Source organism: Pseudarthrobacter sp. O4 (genome assembly GCF_050157025.1).
Lineage (GTDB): Bacteria > Actinomycetota > Actinomycetes > Actinomycetales > Micrococcaceae > Arthrobacter.
The window spans coordinates 2,380,329-2,405,468 of sequence record NZ_CP189591.1; the positions used below are offsets into that span (position 1 = coordinate 2,380,329).

Annotated in this window: 19 protein-coding genes; 6 read left to right on the plus strand and 13 right to left on the minus strand. The window is 67.1% G+C overall.

Annotated elements, in window-relative coordinates; all coding sequences use genetic code 11:
- Positions 1-89 precede the first annotated feature (89 nt).
- From ACQCSU_RS11015 to ACQCSU_RS11055, 9 genes are all read right to left on the minus strand, one after another.
- Positions 90-1,586 (minus strand): bifunctional phosphatase PAP2/diacylglycerol kinase family protein, encoded by a 1,497-nt coding sequence (locus ACQCSU_RS11015; protein WP_426975287.1) that lies wholly within the window; start codon positions 1,584-1,586, stop codon positions 90-92.
- 16 nt (positions 1,587-1,602) lie between these two features.
- Entirely contained in the window at positions 1,603-2,787 is a 1,185-nt protein-coding gene (locus ACQCSU_RS11020) for an MFS transporter (RefSeq protein WP_426975288.1), read from the minus strand.
- The gene (locus tag ACQCSU_RS11025) at positions 2,784-3,554 is read right to left on the minus strand and encodes a DeoR/GlpR family DNA-binding transcription regulator (protein ID WP_426975290.1); all 771 of its coding nucleotides are present in this window, start codon (positions 3,552-3,554) and stop codon (positions 2,784-2,786) included. The genes ACQCSU_RS11020 and ACQCSU_RS11025 overlap by 4 nt, the downstream gene beginning before the upstream one ends.
- A gap of 146 nt (positions 3,555-3,700) precedes the next feature.
- Positions 3,701-5,383 (minus strand): ABC-F family ATP-binding cassette domain-containing protein, encoded by a 1,683-nt coding sequence (locus ACQCSU_RS11030; protein ID WP_426975291.1) that lies wholly within the window; start codon positions 5,381-5,383, stop codon positions 3,701-3,703.
- Between the two features lie 46 nt (positions 5,384-5,429).
- Positions 5,430-6,869, minus strand: coding sequence for an amidase (locus tag ACQCSU_RS11035; protein WP_426975292.1), 1,440 nt, complete (start codon positions 6,867-6,869; stop codon positions 5,430-5,432).
- Positions 6,866-8,131 carry a M20 family metallo-hydrolase gene (locus ACQCSU_RS11040; protein WP_426975293.1) on the minus strand — a complete coding sequence of 422 codons (1,266 nt, stop codon included), beginning with the start codon at positions 8,129-8,131 and terminating at the stop codon, positions 6,866-6,868. Before ACQCSU_RS11040 ends, ACQCSU_RS11035 begins: the two co-directional genes overlap by 4 nt.
- Before the next feature lie 45 nt (positions 8,132-8,176).
- Positions 8,177-9,544: an MFS transporter gene (locus tag ACQCSU_RS11045; RefSeq protein ID WP_426975294.1), complete on the minus strand. Its 1,368-nt coding sequence runs from the start codon at positions 9,542-9,544 to the stop codon at positions 8,177-8,179.
- Positions 9,545-9,923: 379 nt separating this feature from the next.
- Complete coding sequence (locus ACQCSU_RS11050; RefSeq protein ID WP_426975295.1) at positions 9,924-10,841, minus strand: LysR substrate-binding domain-containing protein; 918 nt, start codon at positions 10,839-10,841, stop codon at positions 9,924-9,926.
- A gap of 35 nt (positions 10,842-10,876) precedes the next feature.
- Entirely contained in the window at positions 10,877-12,583 is a 1,707-nt protein-coding gene (locus ACQCSU_RS11055; protein ID WP_426975296.1) for a PucR family transcriptional regulator, read from the minus strand.
- A 124-nt stretch (positions 12,584-12,707) separates the two neighbouring features.
- Between ACQCSU_RS11055 and ACQCSU_RS11060 the strand changes: the two genes are divergently transcribed.
- Together ACQCSU_RS11060 and ACQCSU_RS11065 are read left to right on the plus strand one after the other, a co-directional pair.
- Positions 12,708-14,195 carry a CoA-acylating methylmalonate-semialdehyde dehydrogenase gene (locus ACQCSU_RS11060; RefSeq protein ID WP_426975298.1) on the plus strand — a complete coding sequence of 496 codons (1,488 nt, stop codon included), beginning with the start codon at positions 12,708-12,710 and terminating at the stop codon, positions 14,193-14,195.
- A 29-nt stretch (positions 14,196-14,224) separates the two neighbouring features.
- Positions 14,225-15,601, plus strand: a complete 1,377-nt coding sequence (locus ACQCSU_RS11065) for an aspartate aminotransferase family protein (RefSeq protein WP_426975299.1) — start codon at positions 14,225-14,227, stop codon at positions 15,599-15,601.
- 85 nt (positions 15,602-15,686) lie between these two features.
- On the opposite strand, the gene ACQCSU_RS11070 is transcribed toward ACQCSU_RS11065, so the two are convergent.
- Both ACQCSU_RS11070 and ACQCSU_RS11075 read right to left on the minus strand, forming a co-directional pair.
- A complete protein-coding gene (locus tag ACQCSU_RS11070; RefSeq protein WP_426975300.1) occupies positions 15,687-17,675 on the minus strand; it encodes a penicillin-binding transpeptidase domain-containing protein in 1,989 nt (662 codons plus the stop codon).
- Between the two features lie 102 nt (positions 17,676-17,777).
- Positions 17,778-18,464: a FadR/GntR family transcriptional regulator gene (locus tag ACQCSU_RS11075; protein WP_426975301.1), complete on the minus strand. Its 687-nt coding sequence runs from the start codon at positions 18,462-18,464 to the stop codon at positions 17,778-17,780.
- 250 nt (positions 18,465-18,714) lie between these two features.
- On the opposite strand from ACQCSU_RS11075, the gene ACQCSU_RS11080 reads away from it, so the two are divergent.
- The 4 genes from ACQCSU_RS11080 (at position 18,715) to ACQCSU_RS11095 (ending at position 23,109) form a co-directional block, all read left to right on the plus strand.
- Positions 18,715-19,929, plus strand: coding sequence for an aminotransferase class V-fold PLP-dependent enzyme (locus ACQCSU_RS11080; protein WP_426975302.1), 1,215 nt, complete (start codon positions 18,715-18,717; stop codon positions 19,927-19,929).
- Positions 19,930-20,002: 73 nt separating this feature from the next.
- Positions 20,003-21,298, plus strand: coding sequence for an ABC transporter substrate-binding protein (locus ACQCSU_RS11085; RefSeq protein ID WP_426975303.1), 1,296 nt, complete (start codon positions 20,003-20,005; stop codon positions 21,296-21,298).
- Between the two features lie 6 nt (positions 21,299-21,304).
- A complete protein-coding gene (locus ACQCSU_RS11090) occupies positions 21,305-22,276 on the plus strand; it encodes a carbohydrate ABC transporter permease (protein WP_426975304.1) in 972 nt (323 codons plus the stop codon).
- Positions 22,273-23,109: a carbohydrate ABC transporter permease gene (locus tag ACQCSU_RS11095; RefSeq protein ID WP_426975306.1), complete on the plus strand. Its 837-nt coding sequence runs from the start codon at positions 22,273-22,275 to the stop codon at positions 23,107-23,109. Before ACQCSU_RS11090 ends, ACQCSU_RS11095 begins: the two co-directional genes overlap by 4 nt.
- 41 nt (positions 23,110-23,150) lie before the next feature.
- Here ACQCSU_RS11095 and ACQCSU_RS11100 read toward each other — a convergent pair whose 3' ends face one another.
- Together ACQCSU_RS11100 and ACQCSU_RS11105 are read right to left on the minus strand one after the other, a co-directional pair.
- Positions 23,151-23,807, minus strand: a complete 657-nt coding sequence (locus ACQCSU_RS11100) for a response regulator (RefSeq protein WP_426975307.1) — start codon at positions 23,805-23,807, stop codon at positions 23,151-23,153.
- Positions 23,804-25,135: a histidine kinase gene (locus ACQCSU_RS11105; protein ID WP_426975308.1), complete on the minus strand. Its 1,332-nt coding sequence runs from the start codon at positions 25,133-25,135 to the stop codon at positions 23,804-23,806. The genes ACQCSU_RS11100 and ACQCSU_RS11105 overlap by 4 nt, the downstream gene beginning before the upstream one ends.
- Positions 25,136-25,140: the final 5 nt, after the last annotated feature.

Here is a 25,140-nt window from a genome sequence, read left to right on the forward strand (position 1 = left end):
AGGACACGGGATTTCGCCGGTCTCAGGGATGATTCAGGGTCGAATCAGGGTAGTCCGGGAGGATGACGGCGGCTCAGGGGGCATGCCGCTCAGGGCGCGGGCGAGTAGTACGTCAGCACGGCCGGCTGCACCGAGAATTCGACGGCACGGACGGCCGGCATGACTTCGCCGTCGACCGCCATTACCAAGTTCGTGTCCGCTGCTTCGACCCGGATCCGGCTGCTTTCGCTCAGATGCGTGATCCGGGACGAGGCCACGGTTCCCGTCAGCACCGCCCACAGCAGGCGCAGCCGCGCGAACGACTCGTCGGCGGTGATCATCCGCAGGTCGAAGACGCCGTCGTCCAGCACTGGCCGCACGATCGGGGCGTGGTCGCGGGGGTAGTACCGGCCGCGGCCGATGTAGAGGATCCAGAGCTTGTGCCGCACCCCGTCCACGATCAGCGTGGTCGGGGTCCCCGCGGCGAAGGTCCGGAACATGGCGACGACACCGGCGAGGGGCTTCCCCAGCGCCGGCTGCAGATGTTCCCGGCGGCGGACCAGGTTGGGGTAGAGCCCGATGCTGGCCGTGTTCAGCATGCTGAGCTGCAGCCGCTCTGGGCTGTCGGAAAGCCCGCGCTCAACGGCCACCTGGCCGACGTCGGCCGCTGCGGCCTCGCCCCGGGTGGCTGCTTTGACGGCGTCCTCCAGTGCCGGCGTACCGGCGTCCCGGGCAAAGTGATTGAGAGTTCCGCCAGGCAGTACCAGCAGCGGGAGGGAACGTTCGACGGCGACCGCGGCCGCCGTGCCGATCGTTCCGTCGCCGCCCCAGATGCCCAGCGCCACGATCCCGGGGCGGCTGGCCACCGCTGTGATTTCTGCGGCGACGTCCTCGTTCTGGCCGATTTCCTTTATGTACGCCTCCGGGAATACATTCTGGAGGGCGGCGGCGGTCTCCGTGGAATAGGAGCCCCCGAGCGTGTTCACGGCGATCCCGAGGCCACGCCCCTGGGGCAGTTCCGCGGCTTTCACCGGTGTGCGACGGGTCTCCGGGAAGGGTGGCCGGACCGGCCACCACTTCCTCGCGGCCAGGGCTGCTCCAGCGCCGATGGCCGAGCCGAAGAGGACATCCGATGGCCAGTGCGCTCCCGTGTGGACCCGGGAGTAAGCCACTCCGGCCGCGACGGGGGCCAGTGCGGCGCCGAGCGCCGGGCGGACCAGTCCCACACCGAGTGCGAAGGCCACGGCCGAGGCGGAGTGGCCCGAGGGCATGGAGGAACTGGTGGGCTGGGGGTGGACAAACCGGAACGCCGGAAGATGCTCGGGAAGCGGCCGGGCCCGCGGCAGAAGGGTCTTGAAGCCCAGGTTGGTGATGCCGGACGCCACGCCCTGCGCCAGCACGCCGTGAAGGGCGGCGCGCCGGGTCCTTCCGGGAAACAGCGCCATCACGGCGGCGATGCCGAACCACAGCTTTCCCTTGTTCGCCGCGGCGGACAACTGCCGGAAGAACTCGTCATGGCCACCTCCCGGGAGGGCTGACACAGCCCGCACCAGTTTACGGTCGAACCTCGCCAGCCGCCCCGGCGCTTTCCTCAGCATGCTTCGCATCTGACCACCCTACTGCTCACCTGGCGCGCAGGGGCTTCGCGGCGCCGGCGAGCAGAAGCGCACCCAGAATCGGGATCCCGATCGCCAGCAGGGCCATCCTGATGCCGGTCACGTCGCCCAGGTAGCCCAGCAACGGAGGTCCGGCGAGGAAGGCGATGTAGCCCAGGGTGGACACCACCGAGACCCGGGCGGCGGCGTGCTTGGGATCATCCGCAGCCGCGGACATTCCGACCGGGAACGCGAGGGCCGCCCCGGTGCCCCACAGCGCGGCGCCGGCCGTGGCGAGCCAGATATCGCCGGCAAACACGAAGAGTCCCAGCCCCAGGGCCGCCGCGGCCATGCTGGCCCGGAGCACGGCCACCCGGCCGTATGCATCGATGGCCCGGCCGCCGAAGAAGCGCATGGCGGTCATGGCCAGGACAAACGCGGCAAACAGCAGGGCGCCGGTGGACTCGGTGGCGCCGAGCCCGTCCACCGCGGCCTTGGCGATCCAGTCGTTGCCCGCGCCTTCGGTGAGCGTGGCGCCGAGGACCACGACGCCGATCAGCAGGGTGCGGCCATCCCGCCAGGCACTCGCGGCCCGGGGCTTGGCTTCCCCGGCCAGCGGTTCGGCCGCCGGAACATGCTCGAGGAAGTACTTCGGCGCCAGCAGGGTTGCCGCCGCCACGACGGCAACGATCACCAGCAGGTGAGCCGGAAGCCCGACGCCGATGTTGGACAGCCCCGCGCCGATCAGGGCGCCGACGAAGGCGCCGCCACTGAAGGCGGCGTGGAACTGCGGCATGATCGTGCGGCCCAGCTTGTGCTCGACGTCGGCCCCTTCAATGTTCTGCGATACATCCCACAGCCCGATGCCGATGCCGAAGAAAAACAGCGAGATCGCGGTCCCCGGGACGGCTTCGGCTGCCAGCGACAGCGCGATGCCGACTCCGGCGGCCGCGGCCAGGAGCCCTGCGGCGCGGACGGTGTTCGCCGTCCCGATCCTGCCGACCACGTGGCCGGCGGTGGGCAGGGCGATCAGCGAACCGACCGCCACGCACAGCAGCAGTGTCCCCATCTGCCCGGAGGTGATGTGCAGGATCTCCGTGACCGCGGGAATGCGGGCGGCCCAGCTGGCGAACACGAGTCCGTTGATGCCGAAAATCAGGAATGTGGCGGCGGCCGCGGCCTTGAGCTGCGGGCGGGTTGCGGTTTGGGTCATACGATCACTGCTTCCACCGAGTGTTGGGCAAGTCGGGCGAGTTCTTCGGGGCTGAACGCCTTGTCCGTGACAATGGCGTCCACGGCATCGAGCGGCGCGACGAGGGCCACGGCACTGGCGTTCCATTTGGAGCCGGCACAGGCGACGATCACCCGGGCCGCGGATTCAAGTCCGGCGCGCTTCACGGCGGCGTCGTCGAGATCGTGGGCCAGCAGCCCGTCCTGGAAGTTCACCGCGCAGGGGGTGACCACGGCCGTGTCGAAGCGCAGCGAGCGGATATTGGCTTCCGCCATGGGTCCGCGGAAGGACTGCTCGCCGGGCACCAGGCTTCCGCCCGGCAGCAACAGCTCGGGGCGGCGTCCGGCCGGGGAATCCGCGGTCAGCGCGCTGACCGCGCGCAAGGACATCGGCATGATCGTCATCTCGCGCTGCTGCAGCTGGCGGGCGATTTCCGTGGCCGTGGTGCCGCTGTCCAGCCAGACGTGGCCGCGGTCCTTGAGCAGTGCCGCAACCCCCGCGGCAATCCGCACCTTGACGGTGTGATCTTCCAGCTCGCGTTGTCCGTATTCCGGGTTCTCGCCGCCGAACAGCAGGCTCCTGGCTCCGCCGTGGACCCTCCGCAGCACGCCGTGCAGGGCCAGGACGTCGAGGTCGCGCCGGATGGTGGCGCCGGAGGCGCCGCAGGCGGCCATCAGTTCGTCCACCGTCACTTGCTCCCGGCTGCGCAGCAGTTCGCCGATCAGGCGGTGCCGCTCATCAGTACTCATGCTCAAATGCTAACGCTTTGTGATCATTTAATCATCTTGTGCGCAGGTCAAGGCAGGCCGGCTGCCGGTGCGGGCATTTCGACGGCGAATGGGTCAGCAGCTACGCCCGGACGGCACCGAGACGAAGCGCAGGACCTTCAGGTGACCTAGCGGGCGCGCTCGACGCGTTTTTCGTCCCAGACCGGTTCGGCTGACTCGTAGACCTTTCCGTCGGAGCCGAAGACCAGGAAGCGGTCGAAGGTCCGGGCGAACCACCGGTCGTGGGTGACGGCGAGGACAGTGCCCTCGAAGTGGTCGATCGCCCGTTCCAGCGCCTCGGCGGAGTGCAGGTCGAGGTTGTCCGTGGGTTCATCGAGCAGCAGCAGGGTGGCGCCGGAGAGCTGCAGCAGCAGAATCTGGAACCGCGCCTGCTGGCCGCCGGAGAGGGACTCGTACTTCTGCTCCGACTGCGCCGCCAGTCCATAGCCGTCCAGCGCCCCGGCGGCGGCTTCGCGGCCCATCCCGGAGCGGTGTTCGTCGCCCCTGTGCAGGATTTCCAGCAGGGTCTTGCCCAGCAGGTCGGGGCGGACGTGGGTCTGCGCGAAGAAGCCGGGCCGGATCCGGGCGCCGAGTTTCACGGTGCCCTCGTGCGGGACTTCGGCGATCTCGACGTCAGACACCGGCAGGTGCTCGCGTTCCGGGTCGGTGCCGCCGGTGGCAAGCAGGCGCAGGAAGTGGCTCTTGCCGGATCCGTTGGAGCCCAGGACGCCGACGCGGTCGCCGAACCACACCTCGGTGGAGAACGGCTGCATGAGCCCGGTCAGTTCCAGTTTTTCGGCCACGATGGCCCGCTTGGCGGTCCGCCCGCCTTTAAGCCGCATCTGCACGTTCTGCTCGATCGGCAGGGCCTCGGGCGGGCCGGCCTCGAGGAACTTCGCCAGCCGGGTCTGCGCGGCGTGGTAGCGGTTGGCCATGTCGGAGCGGAACGCGGCCTTGTTCTTGTACATGTTGACGAGTTCCTTGAGCTTCACGTGCTCCTCATCCCAGCGCTTGCGGAGCTCCTCGAAGCGGGCGTTCCGGTCCGCGCGGGCGTCCACGTAGGAGCCGAAACCGCCGCCGTGGACCCAGGCGCCGGCGCCGTTGATGCCCGGTTCAAGCGTCACGATCCGGCCCGCGGCGTTGTTGAGCAGCTCGCGGTCGTGGCTGATGAAAAACACGGTCTTTTTCGACTCGTTGAGCTTGGCCTCGAGCCAGCGCTTGCCTGGGACGTCGAGGTAGTTGTCCGGTTCGTCGAGGAGCAGCAGTTCGTCCGGGCCGGCGAAGAGCGCCTCGAGCACCAGCCGCTTCTGCTCGCCGCCGGAGAGGCTCGACGCCGGGCGGTGCTGCGCGCGGTCGAACGGGAGTCCCAGCGCGGCCATGCAGACCTCGTCCCACACAGTCTCGACGTCGTAGCCGCCGGCGTCGCCCCAGTCCACGATCGCCTGGGCGTACTTCATCTGGGTGGGCTCGTCGTCGTGCTCCATCATCGCCAGCTCGGCCTCATCCACCGTGCGGGCAGCGGCTGCCAGCGCTGGCGGCGCGGCCGAGACCAGCAGCTCGCGGACCGTGGAGTCGTCCCGGACCTGGCCCACGAACTGGCGCATGATTCCCATGTTTCCCGAGCGGCCGATCACGCCTTCGTCCGGGACGAGGTCGCCGGAGATGATCCGGAACAGCGTCGTCTTGCCGGTTCCATTGGGCCCGATCAGCGCCGTCTTGGTGCCGTCCGGGACCTTGAAGGTCACGCCGTTGAGCAGTTGCGTGCCGTCGGAAAGGAAGTAATCGATGTTGGAAACGTCAATATGAGCCACACTTCAATCCTCCCACGGCCCGCCACGCGGGCCGTGGGACGGGCGGCTAGCTGTTCACCAGGAGGTCCGGGCGGCGCCCTGACCAGGGCCGCACCGCCTCCACGGCGGCGCCCACGGTGAAGACTGTGGCGTCATCGAAGGGATGGCCGACGATCTGCACGCCCGTGGGGATGCCGCAGTCGGCCATGCCGCTCGGCACGGCAAGGACGGGGCAGCGGTTGTTGATGTTGAAGGGTGCCGTCATGTGCCCCTGCCAGTAGTGCTCGAGCCGCACGCCGCCGGCGTCGATGCCGTCGAGGTACATGCCGTCCGCATCCAGGGCGGCGACTGCCGAGGCCGGGCAGACCAGGGCGTCGAAGCCGGACATCGCCGCGGCAAGCCCGGCCTGGATGCGGGTTTCCGCCCGGACGCCGTCGATGAACCGGTTTTCCGCGGCGGCTTTCCGCGCGTCCGCCATGAACCGCCGCGTGTACGGGGCCAGCAGCTCGGGAGACTCTGCGGTCTCGTCCTCCATGGCCGGGCCGAGGAGGTACCCGAAGTGGGTGAACATTGTCCGGCTGATGTCCTCGGTGGTCCAGGGCAGCTCGATCTCCTCCACCACCGCTCCGGCGTCACGCAGGGCGGAGGCCACGGCTTGCGTGTTGGCCTCAATGTCGGCGGCGACGGGATAGTTCCCCAGCCGGATGCACAGTGCGATGCGCATGCCAGCCACTGCCGAGGCGGCGTCGGCACCCGGCGGGACGGACAGCGCCGGACCCCCGGCCAGGGAGGTGTGGTCGCCCGGATGACGGCCCGCCATGACGTTCGCCAGCAGGGCCGCGTCCGCCACAGTCCGTGCCATCGGACCGTCGCCGCGGTAGTGGTCCGCGGAGAGCGGGGCCAGGCCGGGAATCCTTCCGTAGGGTGCCTTATAGCCGACGGTTCCGGTGAACGACGCCGGCAGCCTGGTGGAGCCGGCGATGTCGGAGGCGGTGACGAGCGGCGCCAGCCCGGCGGCCAGTGCCGCCCCGGAACCGCCGGAGGAGCCGCCCGGGGAATACTGCCGGTTCCAGGGGTTGCGCGTGACTCCCCACAGAGGGCTGTGGGTGACGGTGGCGCAGCTGTATTCGGGCGTGGTGGTGCGGGCATGGATGATGCCGCCGGCGCGGCGGATCCGGTCGACGACGGGATGGTCCGCCTGCGCCAGCTCCCCCTTGCGGGCCACGAGCCCCTGCGAGAGCGTGCGGCCTTTGAGCCCGTGTTTTTCCTTTGCGGCTACCGGCAGCCCCAGCAAGGGTGTGAGGTCCCTGCCCCGCGCATACCTGGCGGCGGCCTGCCGGGCTGCCGGCATCGCTTCCTCGAACAGGGTTTCCGTCAGGGCGTTGATTCCCCCGTTGACGGCCTCGGTCCGGGTGATCACCGCGTCCATGAGCTCCACAGGCGAGAGCTCGCGGGAGCGGAAGAGCCGCAGCGCCGTGCCGGCGTCGAGGTAGTGCAGCTCGGTCATGCCACGGCCGCTGCCGGCAGGGAAGGAGCTTCGGCCAGGGCCCCGGCTACGAGCTCCCGGGCCACACCGGTGAGCATGTCCACCCCGGTGACCATGTCGGCGTCGGTGCTGAATTCGCGTTCGCAGTGCGAGACGCCGTCCACGCTGGGGATGAACAGCATGACGGACGGCGCCACGGTGTTCATGGCAACGGAATCGTGGCCGGCCATGGTCTGGATCCGCCGCGCGGAGAGGCCCAGGTCTGCTGCCACCTTGTCCGCGAGTTCCAGGCCGGCTTCGGGGAAGCGGCGGATCGGCCGGATGTCGAAGTCCTTCACGTTGACTTTGATGTCGTGCTCACGCGCCAGCACGTCGATGTCCTCGATGAGTTTGGCGCGGGCCGCCTTGACGATGTCCGGATCGCCGGAGCGGAGGTCCGCGACGAGGTGGACCCTTCGGGCCACCACGATGGGCGAGTTCGGTTCGAGTGTCAGCTGCCCCACGGAGGAGACGAGGGCCTCCTCGGCGAATTCCCTCGTGACGTCGTGCACCATAAGAATGATCTTGGACGCTGCCACCAGGGCATCGTGCCGGTCGGCCATGGCCGTCGCTCCGGTATGCGACTGTTCGCCCAGCACCTCAATGTCCAGCTTCTGGGTGTACCAGCTGCTGTCCACCAGGCCGATGGAGATGCCCTCGCGTTCCAGGATCCGGCCCTGCTCGATGTGGATCTCGGCATAACCGGCGGCCTCGGGACCCGCGGACGTGCCGAGGTACCCGATGCCTTCCAAGGCCTCGCGGACCGTGATGCCCTGCAGGTCCGCTACATCCAGCATCTGTTCCCGCTGCAGGAGTCCCGCAAACACCGAACTTCCCATGATGCTCGGAGCGAACCGGCCGCCCTCCTCGTTGAACCAATTCACCACCGCCAGGTTGAACCGCGGCGCGGCCCCGCCCTCCGCAACCTCGGCGTCCAGCCGCCGCGCCGCGTGCAGCGCGGCGATGACACCGTAGGCGCCGTCGAACCGGCCGCCGAGCGGCTGGCTGTCCAGGTGGGATCCGATCAGCACATATGGCGCCCCCGGCGTCCACTCCAGCAGCCCGAACATGTTGCCGATCCCGTCAACCCGGAGTTCCCATCCGGCGTCGCGCACCCACCCGGCGAACCAGTGGCGTGTCTGCGCATCCTCCGGGGTGGCTGCCTGGCGGTCGACGCCGTTGTCGGGCGTGGCGCCGATGGTGGCCACGTGGTGGAAGTCTTCGAGGAAAGCTGCTGAGTTCATGGGAAGTCCTTTGTATATTGCGGTGGTGAGGGTGGGGCGGCGGGCTTAGCCCATGCGGCCGCGCGTCTCGGGAACCTTGGTGAACAGCACCAGGAGGAGCACGACGGCGGCAGCCGCGGCCATGTAGAAGCCGGGCGCGTGGGGAACCCCGGTGCCGCCGACGAGGGCGGTGCCGATGAACGGTGCCGTCCCGCCGAAGAGCGCGTAGGCGCCGTTGTAGCTGATTGCCGCCGAGGTGAAGCGGGTGCGGGTGGTGAATATTTCAACGAAGAAGGTGTAGCAGCCTCCGCCGTAGATGCAGAGCGCCACCACGAAGAGGGACTGGCCCAGGAGGGCGAGGGGGAGGCTTCCGCTGGTCACCAGCATGAAGCTCGGCACCGAAAGCAGGGCCAGGGCGGCTGAACCCGCAATAAGCATCGGTTTGCGGCCGAAGCGGTCGCCCAGCCGGCCACCGAGGGGAAGCAGGACGGCGTAGAGGGCGAGGGCGGCGGCGTTGACCAGGAGGGACTGCTCACGGCTCAGGTGGCCGGTGGTCTGGACATAGGAGACGAAATAGGCCGAGAGGAAGTAGAAGCCCATTGCGGTGAGGCCCATGACGAAGATGACCTGAACCATGCGGAGCCTGTTTTCGCGGAAGGCTTCGCGGACCGGGCTGAATTCCTTGGTCCGGGACGCCTTGGCCTCGTTGAACGCGTCGCTTTCCACCGTCCGGCTGCGGATCCAGACGCCGAACAGTGCGAGCGGCAGTGCCAGCAGGAACGGCAGGCGCCAGCCCCACGCCATGAAGGTTTCGTTGGGCATTGACTGGCTCAGGATGAGGATCATCGAGCCGGCGACGACGGAGGGCAGCGCGGTGGCGGCGATGGTGATGTTGAGCCAGAACCCGCGGCTTTTGACGGGGGCGTGCTCGAAGACGAACGATGGCGCCCCCACGGATTCGCCGCCGGCGGAGAAGCCCTGGATCAGCCGGCAGAGGACCAGCAACACGGGTGCCCAGGCGCCGATCTGGCCGTAGGTCGGGAGCAGCCCCATCAGCGCGGTGGCGCCGCCGATGGCGATGAGCGTGATGGTGAGCACCCGGCGTCGGCCGATCCGGTCGCCGAGAGCTCCGAAGAACAGGCCGCCGATGGGGCGGACCACGAAGGCGACGCCGAAGGTGGCGAAAGTGGCAAGCATGGCCGTGGCGGGGTTGCTGCCCGGGAAGAACAGCTGCGAGAAGATGACGGCGGTGAGGCCGTAAAGGGTGAAGTCGTAGAACTCGATGAACTGGCCGATGCTGCCGCCGGCCAGGACCCGCTTCTGCATTTTGGTGATGCGGGGGGTTCCGGACCGCGAAGTGTCCTTGTCCAGGGCCGTGGTCGTCGGGGTGGTGCCGGGGACCGGTGACTGGTCCTTGAGGTCGTTGATCGTCATGACAGCCACGCTAGTTTCGCGGTGTTTCCGAAGTTCCCTGCCGTGTTACGGGCCCGGGAAATGAAATCTGCTGATGTTGCCGCGGTGTTGCCGGCAAGCCACGGTCCGGACATAAGTCGGACACTTTGGACGTGAATCGGAACCATTGAATCTCCTTTGATCAACATGTTTGTCGCGCTTCGGGACTCGACCAGGGGCCGTCATTGCGCGGGATTTGCCGTTGGACTCCCGCCGGCACCACCGCACTGCACCAACTGTGTGTGATCCGGTTCACATCTGTCCAATTGATTGTTTTGGGCGGACCGATAGATTTTATCGATGCCAAATATTCCGAAATTGCGAGTCGCAGTCGTCGATGGGCCAGGGGAGTCCCCCGCGGTTACTGCCGGGCGGCACCGTAGAGACGGATGCAGGTCTCCTCAAAGGCGAGTGCCCTGCGGGTGGGCCGGACTCCCTCGGGCCGGACCAGCATCACCTCGATCGGCGGGAAGTCATCCGTCAGGGTCAGGGCCACCACCCTGCCGCCGGAATACGTCAGGTCACTGTGGAGTCTCTGGTTGAGCATGGCGTAGCCGTGGCCCTTCGCCACAAACGAGCGCACCGTTTCATAGCCGGCGAAGCGGTGCCGGACGTTGGGCACCACCCCGGCGATGGCATAGAGCTGCTCGTAGTATTCCCGGCTGTGCGGAAGGTCCAGCACCACCGAGGGTTCGCCGTCGAGATCCTTCAGGGCGATGCTCCGCTCGGGCCGGGACGCCGCGGGGTGTTCAGCATGGACCAGCACATGAGGGGGCACGCGCTCGAGTACCGTGTGGGTGAAGCCCCGGCCCAGGCCGAGACCGTACATCAACGCGACATCGCACTGCCCCTCGAGAAGGGCCGCCTGCAGGCTCGCCAGATCGGACTCAAGAAAGGAGACCTCGACCCCCGGATGCTGGACTTCGAAGGTCTGCAGGATTGCCGGCAGCCGGAACGGCGCCAAAGGGGAAAAGACGCCCACCTTGAGCTCTCCGACCAGGCTGGTCGCCAGCCCCCGCGCCGACTCGTACAGCGAATCTGCGTGTTCCAGGAGGACCTTGATGTCCTGGGCAAGCTGCCGGCCGGACGGTGTCAGCCGCAGGCCGCGTGTCCTGAGCCGGACAAACAGCTGGGTCGCCAAGCTTGCTTCAAGCTGGGCCATTGCGGTGGACAGGGTGGACTGTGTCACGAGCAGTCTTTCGGCTGCCGCTGTCATGTTTTCGAGCTCGGCCACCACCGCGAAATACCGCAGCTGGGTCAAGGTAAAGGGCTTCGCCATTCGTCAATGCTCGCATTCTGCGCGGATCCGCGCGGTTACAGGCCCCGGAGCCGATGCAGGAGAAGGGCGACGTGGAGCGAGGTCCGGGATTCCGCGTCGTCGAGGTCCACGCCGAGGAGCTCTTCAAGGCGGGCCAGCCGCGCGTACAGCGTCGGCCGGCTGAGATAGCCGGTGCGGGCCAGCGCCGCTTTGTTGCCACCGGACTCGAGGTACTGGCCCAGCAGCTCCAGGTGCCCGCCGCCGTCCCGGGCGTCGGTTTGCAGGACACCCTCCAGTTCTGATTCCGCGAACTGCTGCACGCGCGGATCCTTGCGGAGCAGGGCGAGCAGCCCGCGAAGCCGGACGTCCGTCGCCCGGTAGAACGGCTTCCGATCGCCCCGCAGCGTCGCCGCGGTTTCGGCGACGTGGGTGGCTTCGTCAATGCCAGCCGCCGCTTCGAGCAGGGAACCCCTCAGGTGCCCCACGCCGATGCTCCATGACGCCCCCGGCGACCCGCCGGACACACCTCCGCCGAAGGGTGGGCCGGACACACCTCCGCCGAAGGGTGGGCCGGGTGGCATGTCGCTGCCCGCGAGGGCATCGGCGAGACGCTGCAGCGTCGGATCCTCCAGTTGCTTCGCGGGGATGGCCAGGATCATGCCGACCGACCCGGACCGGATGCTCGCGGTCAAGGCACTGCCTGACACGGATTTGAGGACCCGGGCGAGCTGCTCCAGCAGCGCCCGTTCCTCCTGTTGCCCGGCCAGTGGATCAGCGCCCGCCCCCGTTGCCTCTGCTGGGTTGCCATATGCTGTTGCGCGGCTCCGGAACACGATCGGCAGGTAGTACGGCGCCCGCCTGAGCCCCAAGGCAGCGGCCCTGGCCTGCGCCTCGTCCTCTCCCAGACCCCGGGGCTGACGCAGGGCATTGAGGAGCCCGGCTTGCGCCTGGTGGCTCAGCTCGCGCCGGTCCCGTTCCGCCAGCCGGTTGATAGCCAGTGTCTGCGCGGCGCGTTCCAGCACCATGGCCGCCGCATCGTCGTCGTCAAGCGGCACCGGAACCACCAGCCGGCCCCAGAGGTTCCGCTGGACGCCGACCGGCGTCTGCAGCCAGGCCTCGGGCCCCGCGCGGCCCGTCTCGGACGGCGCAGGCGTGGTCCGCGATCGGCGCTCCCAGTCGTCCAGCAGTTCGGTGGTCCGGAGCTGCCGCGCCGAGTAGGCGAGCACGAGGTGCTGCAGGTCCTCCAGGACCACGGGCGCGCCGATCATCGTGGCCGCCTGCTCCACCACCTGCTGGGTCCCGGCGCATTCCAGGCTCAGCACGGTGAAGGCCTCGTGGACGTCGCGGGCGCGCTCCACCCGTTCCAGCTGTTCGGCCACAATCATCCGGTGCACGATCTCCGTGATTTGGACGAACCGGACCCGGTGTTCCAGCACGATGACCGGCAGCGCGGAAGTCCGGGCCGCTGCCCGCAAGGCGTCGAGGCTGCGTTCCCGCCGGCCGACGAGTTCCACGATGAGGCCCGCCGCGCCTGCCTGCTCCAGCGAGCGGATGAACGACGCCGTGAGGCCGGGTTCCTTTTCCAGCTCCATTCCAGTGGTCAGCACGAGTTCGCCACCCGAGAGCAGGCCTGTCAGGTCCAGGATTTCGCTCACGTGCACCCAGCGCACGGGCGTGTCCAGGGCGTCGGCGCCGCCCAGGATCTGCGGCGCGGCGTCGCGGAGCAGCGCGAGATCAAGGATGGCGCGAAGAGTTGGCAGCATTTACACAGTGTAAATGCTGAAGCTGATTCTTTTACATACCGCACCTTATGGTGCGGGAACCGGGCGGACAGACTGGATCCAACACATCAGCAACCAACCCGTTTCGGAAAAATCAGGAGAAACTTTGAACACCATCGAGCACTGGATCAACGGCAGCTACGTCCCGGCAGGGGAGCGCACCGCCCCCGTGACCAACCCCGCCACGGGCAAGGTCACCGCACAGGTCGCCCTGGCCAGCGTCGAGGACAGCAACGCCGCCGTCGCCGCCGCCAAGGCCGCGTTCCCGGCCTGGCGCGACACCTCCCTCGCCCGCCGCACCCAGATCCTGTTCTCCTTCCGCGAGCTGCTGAACTCCCGCAAGGACGAGCTCGCCGCCATCATCACCTCGGAGCACGGCAAGGTTCTGGATGACGCCCTGGGCGAAGTCACCCGCGGCCAGGAAGTCGTGGAATTCGCCTGCGGCATCCCGCACCTCATCAAGGGCAGCTACACGGAAAACGCCTCCACCAAGGTGGACGTCCACTCCATCCGCCAGGCCCTCGGTCCGGTTGCCATCATCAGCCCGTTCAACTTCCCCGCCATGGTGCCGATGTGGTTCTTCCCGCTGGCCATCGCCGCCGGCAACACCGTGATCATCAAGCCGAGCGAGAAGGTCCCCACGGCCGCCAACTGGATGGCCGAGCTGTGGAAGGAAGCCGGCCTGCCCGACGGCGTCTTTAACGTCCTCCAGGGCGACAAGGTTGCCGTTGACACCCTGCTGACCCACCCGGACATCAAGGCCGTCTCGTTCGTGGGCTCCACGCCGATCGCCAAGTACGTCTATGAGACCGCCACCGCCAACGGCAAGCGCGTCCAGGCCCTCGGCGGCGCCAAGAACCACATGATCGTGCTGCCCGACGCCGATCTGGACCTTGCCGCCGACGCCGCCATCAACGCCGGCTTCGGTTCCGCCGGTGAGCGCTGCATGGCCATCTCCGCGCTGCTGGCCGTGGGCGACATCGCCGACGAGCTCGTGGCCAAGATCGCCGAGCGGGCCCGGGGGCTCCGGACCGGCGACGGCCTGCGCGGCTGCGACATGGGTCCGCTGGTCACCTCCCAGCACCGTGACAAGGTTGCCGGCTACGTCGACGCCGGTGAAGCGGCAGGTGCCACGCTCGTCGTCGACGGCCGCAACATCGCGCCCGACGCCGAGGGTGACGGCTTCTTCGTGGGCCCCACCCTGTTCGACCACGTCACCACCGACATGTCCATCTACCAGGACGAGATCTTCGGCCCGGTCCTCTCCGTCGTCCGGGTGGACAGCTATGACCAGGCGCTCGCCACCATCAACACCAACCCGTACGGCAACGGCACCGCCATCTTCACCAACGACGGCGGTGCGGCCCGCCGCTTCGAGAACGAGGTCGAGGTGGGCATGGTGGGCATCAACGTTCCCGTCCCGGTTCCGATGGCCTACTACTCCTTCGGTGGCTGGAAGAACTCGCTCTTTGGCGACACCCACGCGCACGGATCCGAAGGCGTCAGCTTCTTCACCCGCGGCAAGGCCGTCACCACGCGCTGGCTGGACCCGAGCCACGGCGGCATCAACCTCGGCTTCCCGCAGAACGCCTGATCCACGCCATCCGAACAGGAGACAGTGACATGACTTCCACGATTGAAAGCGGCACCCAGCCGCAGGCCGGCGTCCACACGGCCGCCGCCAAGCGGGCGTACCAGCTCGACCGCAAGCACGTCTTCCACTCCTGGTCCGCCCAGGACCTCCTGGATCCGATGGTCATCACGGCGGCCGAGGGATCGCACGTCTGGGACGGAGACGGCAACAAGTACCTCGATTTCTCCTCCCAGCTGGTCAACACGAACATCGGCCACCAGCACCCCGCCGTCGTTTCCGCCATCGCAGCCCAGGCCACCAAGCTCTGCACCATCGCGCCGAGCTACGTCAACGACGCCCGCTCGGAGGCCGCGCGCCTGATTGCCGAACGAACACCGGGTGAACTGGACAAGATCTTCTTCACCAACGGGGGCGCCGACGCCAACGAGCACGCCGTCCGCATGGCGCGGCTGCACACCGGCCGGCACAAGGTCCTCTCGGCCTACCGCTCCTACCATGGCGGGACGCAGTTGGCCGTCAACCTCACAGGCGACCCCCGCCGCTGGGCCAGCGACAACGGCAGCGCCGGAGCCGTCCGCTTCTTCCCCCCGTACCTTTACCGCACAGCCTTCCACTCCGCGACGCAGGAGGAGGAAAGCCAGCGGGCGCTCGAGCACCTGGAGCAGCTGATCAGTTTCGAGGGTCCGTCCACCATCGCGGCACTGATCCTGGAATCGATTCCCGGGACGGCCGGCATATACATGCCACCCCCGGGATATCTGCAGGGCGTGCGTGAACTGTGCACCCGGCACGGCATCGTCCTCATCGCCGACGAGGTGATGGCGGGCTTCGGCCGGACCGGCAAGTGGTTCGCCGTCGAGCACTTCGGCGTCGTCCCGGACCTGCTGACCTTTGCCAAAGGCGTGAACTCCGGATACGTCCCGCTGGGGGGCGTGGCCATCAGCCCCGAGATCGCGGCAACCTTCGGACAACGGGTCTACCCGGGCGGACTGACCTACTCCGGCCATCCGCTCGCGACGGCGGCGGCCGTGGCCACGATCAACGCCATGGCGGATGAGCAGATCGTGGAACATGCTGCGTTCCTCGGCGAGAACGTGATCGGCCCGGCCCTTGCCGGCTTCGCCGAAAACCACATCTCGGTCGGCGAAGTGCGCGGCACGGGCGTCTTCTGGGCCATCGAACTGGTCAAGGACCGCGCAACGCGCGAACCGTTGGCTCCCTATGGAAGCTCGAGTCCGGAAATGAACCAGCTCGTGGCGGCCTGCAAGTCGCGCGGCCTCCTGCCGTTCGCCAACTTCAACCGCATCCATGTGGTCCCGCCCTGCAACACCAGCGTGCAGGACACAAAGTCCGGCCTCGCCATTCTCGACGAAGTCCTGGACATCGCGGACGGCTTCTCCGCCTGAGACCCGCCTTCCGCGTGAGGATGGCGGACGCTCCTTCAGATCGGGGGAAGAAGCGTCCGCCATCCTCGGCCGGCAGTGCCCGGGATCAGCCCGCGGCGGTGAGGAACTCCTTCAGCAGCGGGCCCGAGGTGGTGGCGCCGAGGCCACCGTCCTCCACGAACACGGCCACAGCGAGGTCGCCGTGCACGGCCACGATCCAGGCGTGGGTCTTGGGCGGGTCGTCCTTGCCGAATTCGGCCGTGCCGGTCTTGGCGCCTACCGGTGCGCCGGGCACGGAGGCCAGGAAGCCGGCATGGCCGGACGTCACGACGGCGCGCATCATGTCCGCGAGCGAGGCCGCCTCCGCTGCTGTCACCGGTGTTCCGGAGGTCTTCGCGGGGGGCTCGGCGGACACCGTCGGCGTGGCCCCTGCCGCCGCCGGGGACGGTGCGGACGTGGCAGCCGGGTCGGCGCCGCCGGCATTCGGGTTCAGGACGAGCTGCGGGGAGACGGGGGCGCCCTTGGCGACCGAGCCGGCCATGACGGCGGCGGACAGCGGCGACAGGAGCACCTTGCCCTGGCCGATCATCGAGGCGGCATGCTCGGTGCCTTCGGCCTCGCCGGGGACGGAGCCCAGGAACGCCGCGGCCCCCAGCGCAGGGGCTTCGACGGCGACACCCAGTGATGTGGCGGCGCTTTCCAGCTGGGCCTGGCTCACGCCGTCCCGCGCGTTGATGAAGGCGGTGTTGCAGGAGTGGGCGAAGGCGTCCCGGAGTGTTACCGAGCCCAGCGAGGAAGCGGGATAGCCCTCGGCGTTCTTGAAGGTCCGGCCGTCCACGGTGAGCGTCGCGGGGCAATCAACCTTGGATTCCGGGGTCATTCCGTTGCGGATCATGGCCAGGGAGTCCACGATCTTGAAGATCGAGCCGGGGGCGTACTGGCCCAGCATTGCGGTGTTGTAGCCGTTGCTGCCGGGACCGGAGGCGGCCGCGAGGACGGCTCCGGTGGACGGGCGCAGTGCCACGATCGCCGATGCCGGCCCCACCTTGGCCAGGACGTCCTCGGCAAGCTGCTGAAGGTTCAAATCCAGGGTGGTCTGCAACGGCGTTCCCGGTTTCCCCTGGACTTGAAACAGGATCCGGCGCGGATCGGGGGACGCCGCTTTGAGTTCCTCGGCTGTGAGCCCTGCTTTCTGGGCCCGGATCACGGTCGAATCCGTGCCCCGCAACTGGGCATCGTACTGCTGCTGGAGGCCGCCCGTACCGATGGTGTCTCCGGGTTTCAGCGCTCCATCGGATTTTTCGATCTGCTCCGCGCTGGCAGCGGCGGCCGTGCCCAGCAGGGCACGCGCAAACGTGCGGGTGGGTGCCAGCGGCAGCGAGTCCGGGATGGCCCGGCCGCCGGGAATCGCGGCAATCTGCTCATCGGTGACGGTGCGGCCGTCCGCGCGCAGGGTGATGGCGGCAACGAACGCCTGGGGTCCGGATGCCTCCACCTGCTGCGCATAAGCGGCGGGGTCCACCCCCACGAGCTGGGCCATCCTGGTGGCCGCATCCGCGGCGTCGGCCGCGCCGAGCAGAGGCTTGTCGATGCCGACGTTCACCACCGGCCGGTAGCTCACCAGGGGGACGTCCCCGGCGCCGAGGATCGCACCACGCTGCGGCGATTCGGCCGACATGCTGAGGATTTCTCCGTCAGCCAGTTCAGGCACCAGGGTTGCCGGATTCCACACCGTGGGCCACTTGTCGCCGGACTTCTTGAACTGGGCGAAGGTGGTGTACTTCCACTCTTCGGAGCCGATTTTCCAGCTGTAGTTGAGCGGGACGGTGGCCGTGCCGGAGTCGAGGGTCAGCTCGCCTGACTGCACAGCCGGTTTGGCAGGCTCCAGTGCCTTGAACACCGCGTTTAGTTGCTCATTGGCTGCGCCGGATTCCTTGCCGTCGAACGGGACGGAGCCGACGTCGAGCGCGGCAACGGCGGACGCCAGCTGTTTCGCGGCATCCTGCGCGCCGGCCCGGCCGTCGTCGCAGCCCACCAGGGAGGCGCCAAGAATGAGACCGATAAGGACAAGTGAAAGTTTAGGTAAGTTCCCCACCGCGCCATTATGCCCCGAGCCCCGGACAATTCCCCTGTCACACGGCGTTTGCCGGGGTTATTGCGCTGCCCAGGGTCCGCTGACCCACGGAACCGGGACTAGCTAGAGCCGCGGGGCCGGCCTGAGCTTCTTGAGCCAGGACTCCGTCTGGGCAATATGCGCAGCTGCTGCGGTGGCGGCCATCGTCGGGTCACGGCTGGCTATCGCCTCCACGATGGCGCGGTGGCCAGCAGTGCTGCCTGCCCTCACAGCCGGGCCCTCCTCACCGTCGAAGATATGGAAGTGGCCGCCGCGGGACCGGAAGAGATCGACCAACGCCGCGAGTGTTGAATTGCCGCTCGCATGGCAGATTTCCTCATGGAACCGTGAGTCAAGATCGGAATACTCGGATGGACTATCCGTGGCCGCCATGCTGGCCACCAGCCCCTCCAGCTTGGCCAAAACCTCAGGCGTGGCATTCGCGGCCGCAGCGGCGGATGCGTGGGATTCCATCAGCCTGCGGATCTCAAGGAGTTCCAGCAAGCCGTCCAGCGGAAGCAAGTCCACCAGCAGGGCGAAATTTTGCAGGATGACCGTCGGTTCAAGCGAGGAGACATAGGTTCCCGATCCGTGCCGGGATTCCATCACGCCAAGGGCCGACATGGCCCGTACTGCTTCCCGCAGTGAACTGCGCGACACGCCAAGCTGGGCGGAAAGCTCCGCCTCGGGTGGGCACTTCTGCCCTGCCGCGAGCTCGCCCGAGGCAATCTTGCTCCTTAGGCCCTGCATCGCCGTCTCGACTGCACCCAATTCGCTGCCTCCTTCAACTCCCAGTGACACGCTACCGCACTCTCAGTGCGCCGATGCCAGTGGATCATGCTGTCATACTTTGATTAAAAGTCATCATATCTCTTTGCTGGAATTTCGGGCGTATCACCGGTTATTGGGGTACATTTCCTGAAGTCATCTCATGACTTATCAAGATTGTCTGTTGTCTTGGTGTTGGTTGTGATGTAACTTACAGACAATTCAGTCCACTCCCCTAACGAGAAGGCCACCAGTGTTCTCAACACCCCTGACGGCACCGCACCTGATGATGACCCCTGAGGGCCTGCCCTCGATGTCCGACTGGACCCTCACTCCGTCGAAGGTCCACCTCAACCACGGTTCCTACGGCTCCGTTCCGCGCGCCGCCCAGGACATGCAGCACCGACTCAAGGCGCGCATGGACGACAACCCCTGCCCCTGGTTCATGGGGCAGTTCGCCTTGGTGGCCACGGCCAGGGCAGAGATCGCAGACTTCCTCGGCGTCCGGGCCCTTGACCTGGCTCTCGTGCACAACGCCAGCGCGGGCGTCAGTACCGTCTACAACTCGCTGGCTTTTGCTCCCGGCGCGGAAATCGTGACCACCAACCACACCTACGGTGCCGTGCTGGAGGGTGCGCAGCGCGTTGCACGAAAGTGCGGGGGCCTAGTCCGCACCGCCGACATCCCGCTCGACGCCGATGCAGAGACCGTCTGCACCCTTGTCATGGCGGAGGTCACCAGCAGGACGGCTCTGATAGTGGTTGACCAGATCACCTCCGCCACAGCCCGAGCCTTCCCCGTCGAGGCGATCGCCAAGGCGGCTGCCGCCCACGGCGTGCCCGTCCTGGTGGACGGAGCCCACGCACCCGGCGTCCTGGAGTCCCCCGTGCCGGAGTTCGACGGGTTCTGGGTGGGAAACCTCCACAAGTTCGCATGCGCACCGAGGGGAACCGCGGCACTCGTGGCGCGCGGCGCTCTGGCTAACACCCTGGAACCCCTGATCGATTCGTGGGGCTTCCCGCACGCCTTTCCCGAGAATTTCGACCACGTCGGCACCCAGGACGTGACGTCGTGGATGGCGGCACGGACCGCATTCGATACCATCGAGGATCGTTACGGCTGGGCGAGGTTCCGCAGCTACGCCAGGGAGCTCGGCGACTACGGCCAGTCCCTGATTGAAGGGGCCTTTGCCGATGCCACCGGCGAAGACGCCACGGCCGACGTCGGCATGCCAGTTGGCCCGCTGCGCCTGGTCCGACTGCCGAAGGGTCTTGCCACCACGCATGAGGCCTCCCATGCCATCCGCGGCTACATTTCGGACCGGCTCGACATTGAAACAGCCATCACCACCTTTGGCGGCCACGGCTTCCTCAGAATCTCCGCCCATCTGTACAACTCGCCGCGGGACTACGAAATCTTCGCCGAAAAGGCCGTCCCGGAGCTGGTCCGGCTCGCTCGCACCAGCTAAGCACCACCGTCGCCGCCGCCCTGCCGGCCCGATGACCACGCACCCCAACAAGTCAGTCAATGGAGGAACCCCCGTGAAATCCAGATTCACCACGTCCGCCGCCGTAGGCCTCGCAGTCGTTCTTGCACTCGCCGGCTGTGGCAGCGCCGAACCGGCGGCCAATGGCAACGTCACGCTGAAGATGGTGGAAAGCCTCACCAACCCGACGCGGACGGACACCATCAAGAAGCTGGTTGCCGGCTTCGAGAAGGAAAACCCGAACATCAAGGTGGAGCTGATCTCGCCGCCCACGGACCAGGCCGACCAGAAGATCCAGCAGATGCTCCAGTCGGGCAAGGGGATCGACGTCGTCGAGGCCCGCGACATCACGGTGGGGTCCTTCGGCGCCAACAAGTGGCTCTACGACATGACCGAGGACCTCAAGGGCTGGGACGGCTGGAACAACCTGACGGAGAACGCCGTCAACTATTCCAAGCAGGACGGCAAGACGTACTACATTCCCTACGGCTTCTACGGCCTGTCGCTGTTCTACCGCACGGATACGGTCAAGGACGCCGGCTTCTCCGGTCCGCCGGCCAGCTGGTCCGACATGCTCAAGCAGGCCACCGCGCTCAACAAGCCCGCGGAGAACAAGTTTGGCTACGCATTCCGCGGCGGCGCCAACGCCAACTCCAACGCCGTCGCCATCATCGAGGCCCATGTGGCCGAAGAGATCGACAAAGAGAACGCCTTCAAGCTGGCCAGCGGCAAGACCATCTTCTCCTCGCCCAAGGCCCAGGAGGCCATGGACCTCTACATCGACCTGTTCAAGAAGGGCTCCCCGCCCTCCTCCGTGGCCTGGGGCTACCCCGAAATGGTGCAGGGCTTCACCAACGGGTCGACGTCGTTCCTGCTGCAGGATCCCGAGGTCATCGCCACCGTCCGTGAGTCCAAGTCCATCACCTCCGACCAGTGGAACGTGGCACCGTTGCTGGTCGGCCCCACGGGCAAGGCCATCCAGCCCGTCGCCTCCGCCGGCTGGGGTATTGCGGCCAGCTCCAAGGCCAAGCCCGAGGCAGTGAAACTCATCAAGTACCTCTCCCAGGGCGATGCGGCCACCACCTTCGACAAGGAGAACAGCCTGGTGCCGATCCTGAAGTCCGCCGCGAAGGACAGCTTCTACAGCACCGGCCCCTGGGCCGCCTACGTCACCATGACGGATAACCCGCAGACGTACATCTCCGCCGTCCAGCCGCGCGGCGTGTCCTGGTGGACCGAGTGGATCAAGAAGTCCGACGGCGAACTCCAGCGCGTCCTGACCGGGCAGATGACCACCAGAGAGCTGCTCGCCAGCTGGGACACGTACTGGTCCCAAAAGATGGCAGGCTAGCCAACAGTGGCTCTCGACACCGAGCGCGCGGTGGTGCGTCCCTCCGTACGGAGGGACGCACCGTCCGGGTCGCGCAACAGGAATGAGTCCAAGAAGCGCTTCAATTCCAGGACAGCCCTCACCCTGCTGGCCTTCCTGGCACCGGCGGCGGTGTTCGTCGGCATCTTCACCTACTATCCGATGATCGCCGGCAGCCAGATGGCGTTCCGCAACTGGAATCTGAACGACCTCTCCGACACCTCGTGGGTCGGGTTTGGCAACTTCAAGTCTCTGCTGGATGCACCGGAATTCTGGGGCATCGTCCGCAACACCGTGGTGTGGGTTGTTGGTTCCATCGTCCCTCAGGTGGTCATCGGCTTTGCCGTGGCGCTGTTCCTGAAGCGGCGGTTCAGGATGCGCGGGGCCTACCAGGCCATGATCTTCTTCCCCTGGGCCGTCTCCGGCTTCCTGATCGGCATGCTCTTCCGCTGGATGTTCAACGCCGAGTTTGGCGTGGTCAACGATCTGCTCATGAAGGCCGGGCTGATCGGCTCGCCCATCCCGTGGCTCGCTCAACCCGGCTTCGCCATGACCGCCATCATCATCGCCAACATCTGGTACGGCGTCACCTTCTTCGCCATCATGATCCTCGCGGCCCTGCAGTCCGTCTCGGAGGAGATGTACGAGGCCGCGGCGCTGGATGGTGCCGGCAAGGTGCGGACGTTTTTCCACATCACGCTGCCCAGCATTGCCACCACCTTGGCCCTGACCATCCTGCTGCGGGTGATTTGGATCTTTAACTTCCCGGACATCATCTTCGCCATGACCGGCGGCGGTCCGGCCGACCAGACGCACATCATCACCACCTACATGATCAAAATTACGCAGGAGGGCGACTACGGCAAGGCCTCGGCACTGGGCCTGATCGTCGTCGTCACCCTCATGCTTTTCGCCGCCTTCTACCTCATGGCGGTCCGCCTTCGAAAGGGAGACAAATGATCAACCGACAGAGTCTCGCTGGGCGGGTCGCGAAGATCGTCTTTCTGGGGCTGTGCCTCGTCGCCACGGTCTTTCCGCTGTACTGGATCATCATCACCTCCTTGAAGGAACCGGGCGCCATCTACGCACTGCCCCTGGACTACTGGCCGCGGAAGCTGTCCCTGGAAAACTACATCGGGCTTTTCACGAAGTCGGACTTCGGCCAGTACATGGTCAACAGCCTGGTCGTGGCCCTGGTGGCATCGTCCGTGGCCACCCTGATCTCGCTGCTCTCGGCCTATGTCCTGGCCCGGTTCCAGTTCGCCGGACGCGGCGCGGTGCTGGGGGCCTTCCTCATCACCCAGATGATTCCGGGATTCATTGCCCTGGGGCCGCTGTACCTCATGATGAGCAACTTTGGGCTGGTGGATTCCAAGACCGGGCTGATCCTGATCTACATTGCGATCTGCATCCCGTTTTGCACCATCATGCTGCGCGGATTCTTCGAAAACGTCCCCGATGCACTTGAGGAAGCCGCCATGATCGATGGCTGTTCCCGGCTGGGTGCGCTCTTCAGGGTCCTGGTTCCGGTCATGCTGCCGGGCGTGGCCGCAAGCTTCATCTTCAATTTTGTGAACTGCTGGAATGAGCTGTTCCTGTCGGTGACATTGATGAACAGCGATTCCAACAAGACAATTCCGACGGCGCTGGCAGGGTTTATCTCAAGTTTCAACATTGATTGGGGATCGATGTCTGCAGCCGCGGTTTTGACGGTTGTGCCGACGCTGGCCATCTTTGCCTTTGCCAGCAAGTTCATCGTCCAGGGGCTGACTGCCGGCTCCGTCAAGGGCTGAGCCCGGGGATCAGAGAAATGCTCCGGTTGTGTCGCGCTTAGCTAGAAGCGCCTGATGATCCTGCACTGGGTGGCCACCGCGATCGCGGCGGTGCGGTTGTCCACGCCGAGCTTGCCGTAGATGTGCACCAGGTGCGTCTTGACCGTCGCTTCAGAAATGAACAGCTGCTTGGCGATGCCCCTGTTGCCCAGGCCGGTGGCGAGCAGTTCGAGGAGCTGGATTTCGCGGCCGGACAGGGCCGGTGCCGGGTTCCGGATCCGGCCCATCAGCCGGGCTGCGACCTCGGGGGCCAGCGCCGTCTGCCCTGCTGCCGCCGAGAGCACGGCCTGGCGGATCTGCTCCGGCGGCGCGTCCTTGAGGATGTACCCGCTGGCGCCGGCCTCGACTGCCGCCAGGATGTCGGCGTCGGAGTCATAGGTGGTGAGGATGAGCACCGGCGGCGCCGGCTGCCCCGCCTCGCCCGCCTTGATCCTGCCGGTCGCCGTGACGCCATCGATCCCCGCGCCCATCTGCAGGTCCATGAGCACGACGTCCACCGGCTCACCCAGGGTGTTGAGCCGGGCCAGCGCCGCCAGCGCGGCACCCCCGTCGGAAGCTTCGGCGGCGACCGTGATGCCGTCGAAATCGCCCAGCATGGCTCTCAGCCCGGCCCGGACCACCGGGTGGTCGTCAACGAGCAGCACCCGGATGTCGCTCACGGCTGTTCCTTGTCCGCGTGTTCCTGGGCCGGTTGTTCCTTGTCCGCGTTCGCGCCGGTTGCGAGGGGGAGCCTGATGGCCACCACGGTCCCTTCGCCCGGTGTGGACTCGATGTCCAGGCTGCCGGACAGCGCGGCCACCCGTTCGCGCAGGGATCTCAGCCCGTAGCCGGAGCCGTCAGGGCGCCCGGCCGGGTCGCCCGGAGCGGCCGGATCGAAACCGACGCCGTCGTCGTAGACGTCCATCGCGACTTCGCTGCCCAGGAAGGACAGGGTCACGACGGCGGTGCCCGCCTTCGCATGGACCCACACGTTCGCGAGACTGGCCTGCGCAGCGCGGAGCAGGGTGGTCTGGTACGGGCTGGGGAGTTGCACGGGAGTCCCTTCCAGGTCGAAGCGGCAGCGGATCCCGGTTCCGCGGGCGGCGGCCTCGGTTTCGGTTTTTTCGCAGAGCCGGCGCAGGCTGTTCACGAGCGAGTTCTCCGCCAGGGCGGGGGACTGCAGCCCCCGGACGAAGTTGCGGGCCTCGGCCAGGTTGGCCGATGCGGTCTCCTGGACGGTGCGGAGCCGGTCCCGGACGGTGGCTGTGTCGCCGTTCTCGAGGGCTTTCTCGGCCGCGCGGCCCATCAGCAGAATGCTGGAGAAACCCTGGGCGAGCGTGTCGTGGATTTCGCGGGCCAGCCGGGAGCGCTCGGCGAGGGTTCCGGCGTCGTGCTGGCTCCGGGCGAGTTCGGCGCGGGTACGGCGCAGCTCTTCGGCGGCCAGCCGCTGGTTTTCGGCCTCCTGGTACAGCGCCCGGTAGGCGAGTCCCGTGACCACGGCAAACGCCGCTCCGAACACCGGCCCCAGCACCATCGGCAGCTCGAGTGCGTTCCCTTCCGGTCCCCGGTTGTGGAACCACAGCGCAGCGACCAGCAGGCCCGTGCTGAGGGCGATGGCCGGCAGCGCGAGCCGCCGCGGCAGAATGTGCAGCTGCAGGAAGAAGAGCGGGAACGCCAGCCAGACGAAGTCAGCGCTGGCCCAGATCAGGAGCAGCCAAAGGAGGGACACGGCGCCCAGCCACCACACGGCATACGGCTTCGGATCGAAGCGGGACGGGTCGGCGGAGCGGCGTTTCTCCAGCACCGTCCCGAGCAGGTAGACGGCGGCGAGGACCAGGGCGAGGCCCAGTGTGAGCCAGCCCGGCCCCCGCAGACCCGCGGCCAGCAGCCGGACCAGCGCCACGAGGAGCAACACGGCGAAGCCGACGTGGAGGCTCACCCGCAGGATCCGCAGAATCACGGCGGCCCCGGTGGACTCCGCATCCGCGCCCGTAAGTTTGCCGTCCATAGATT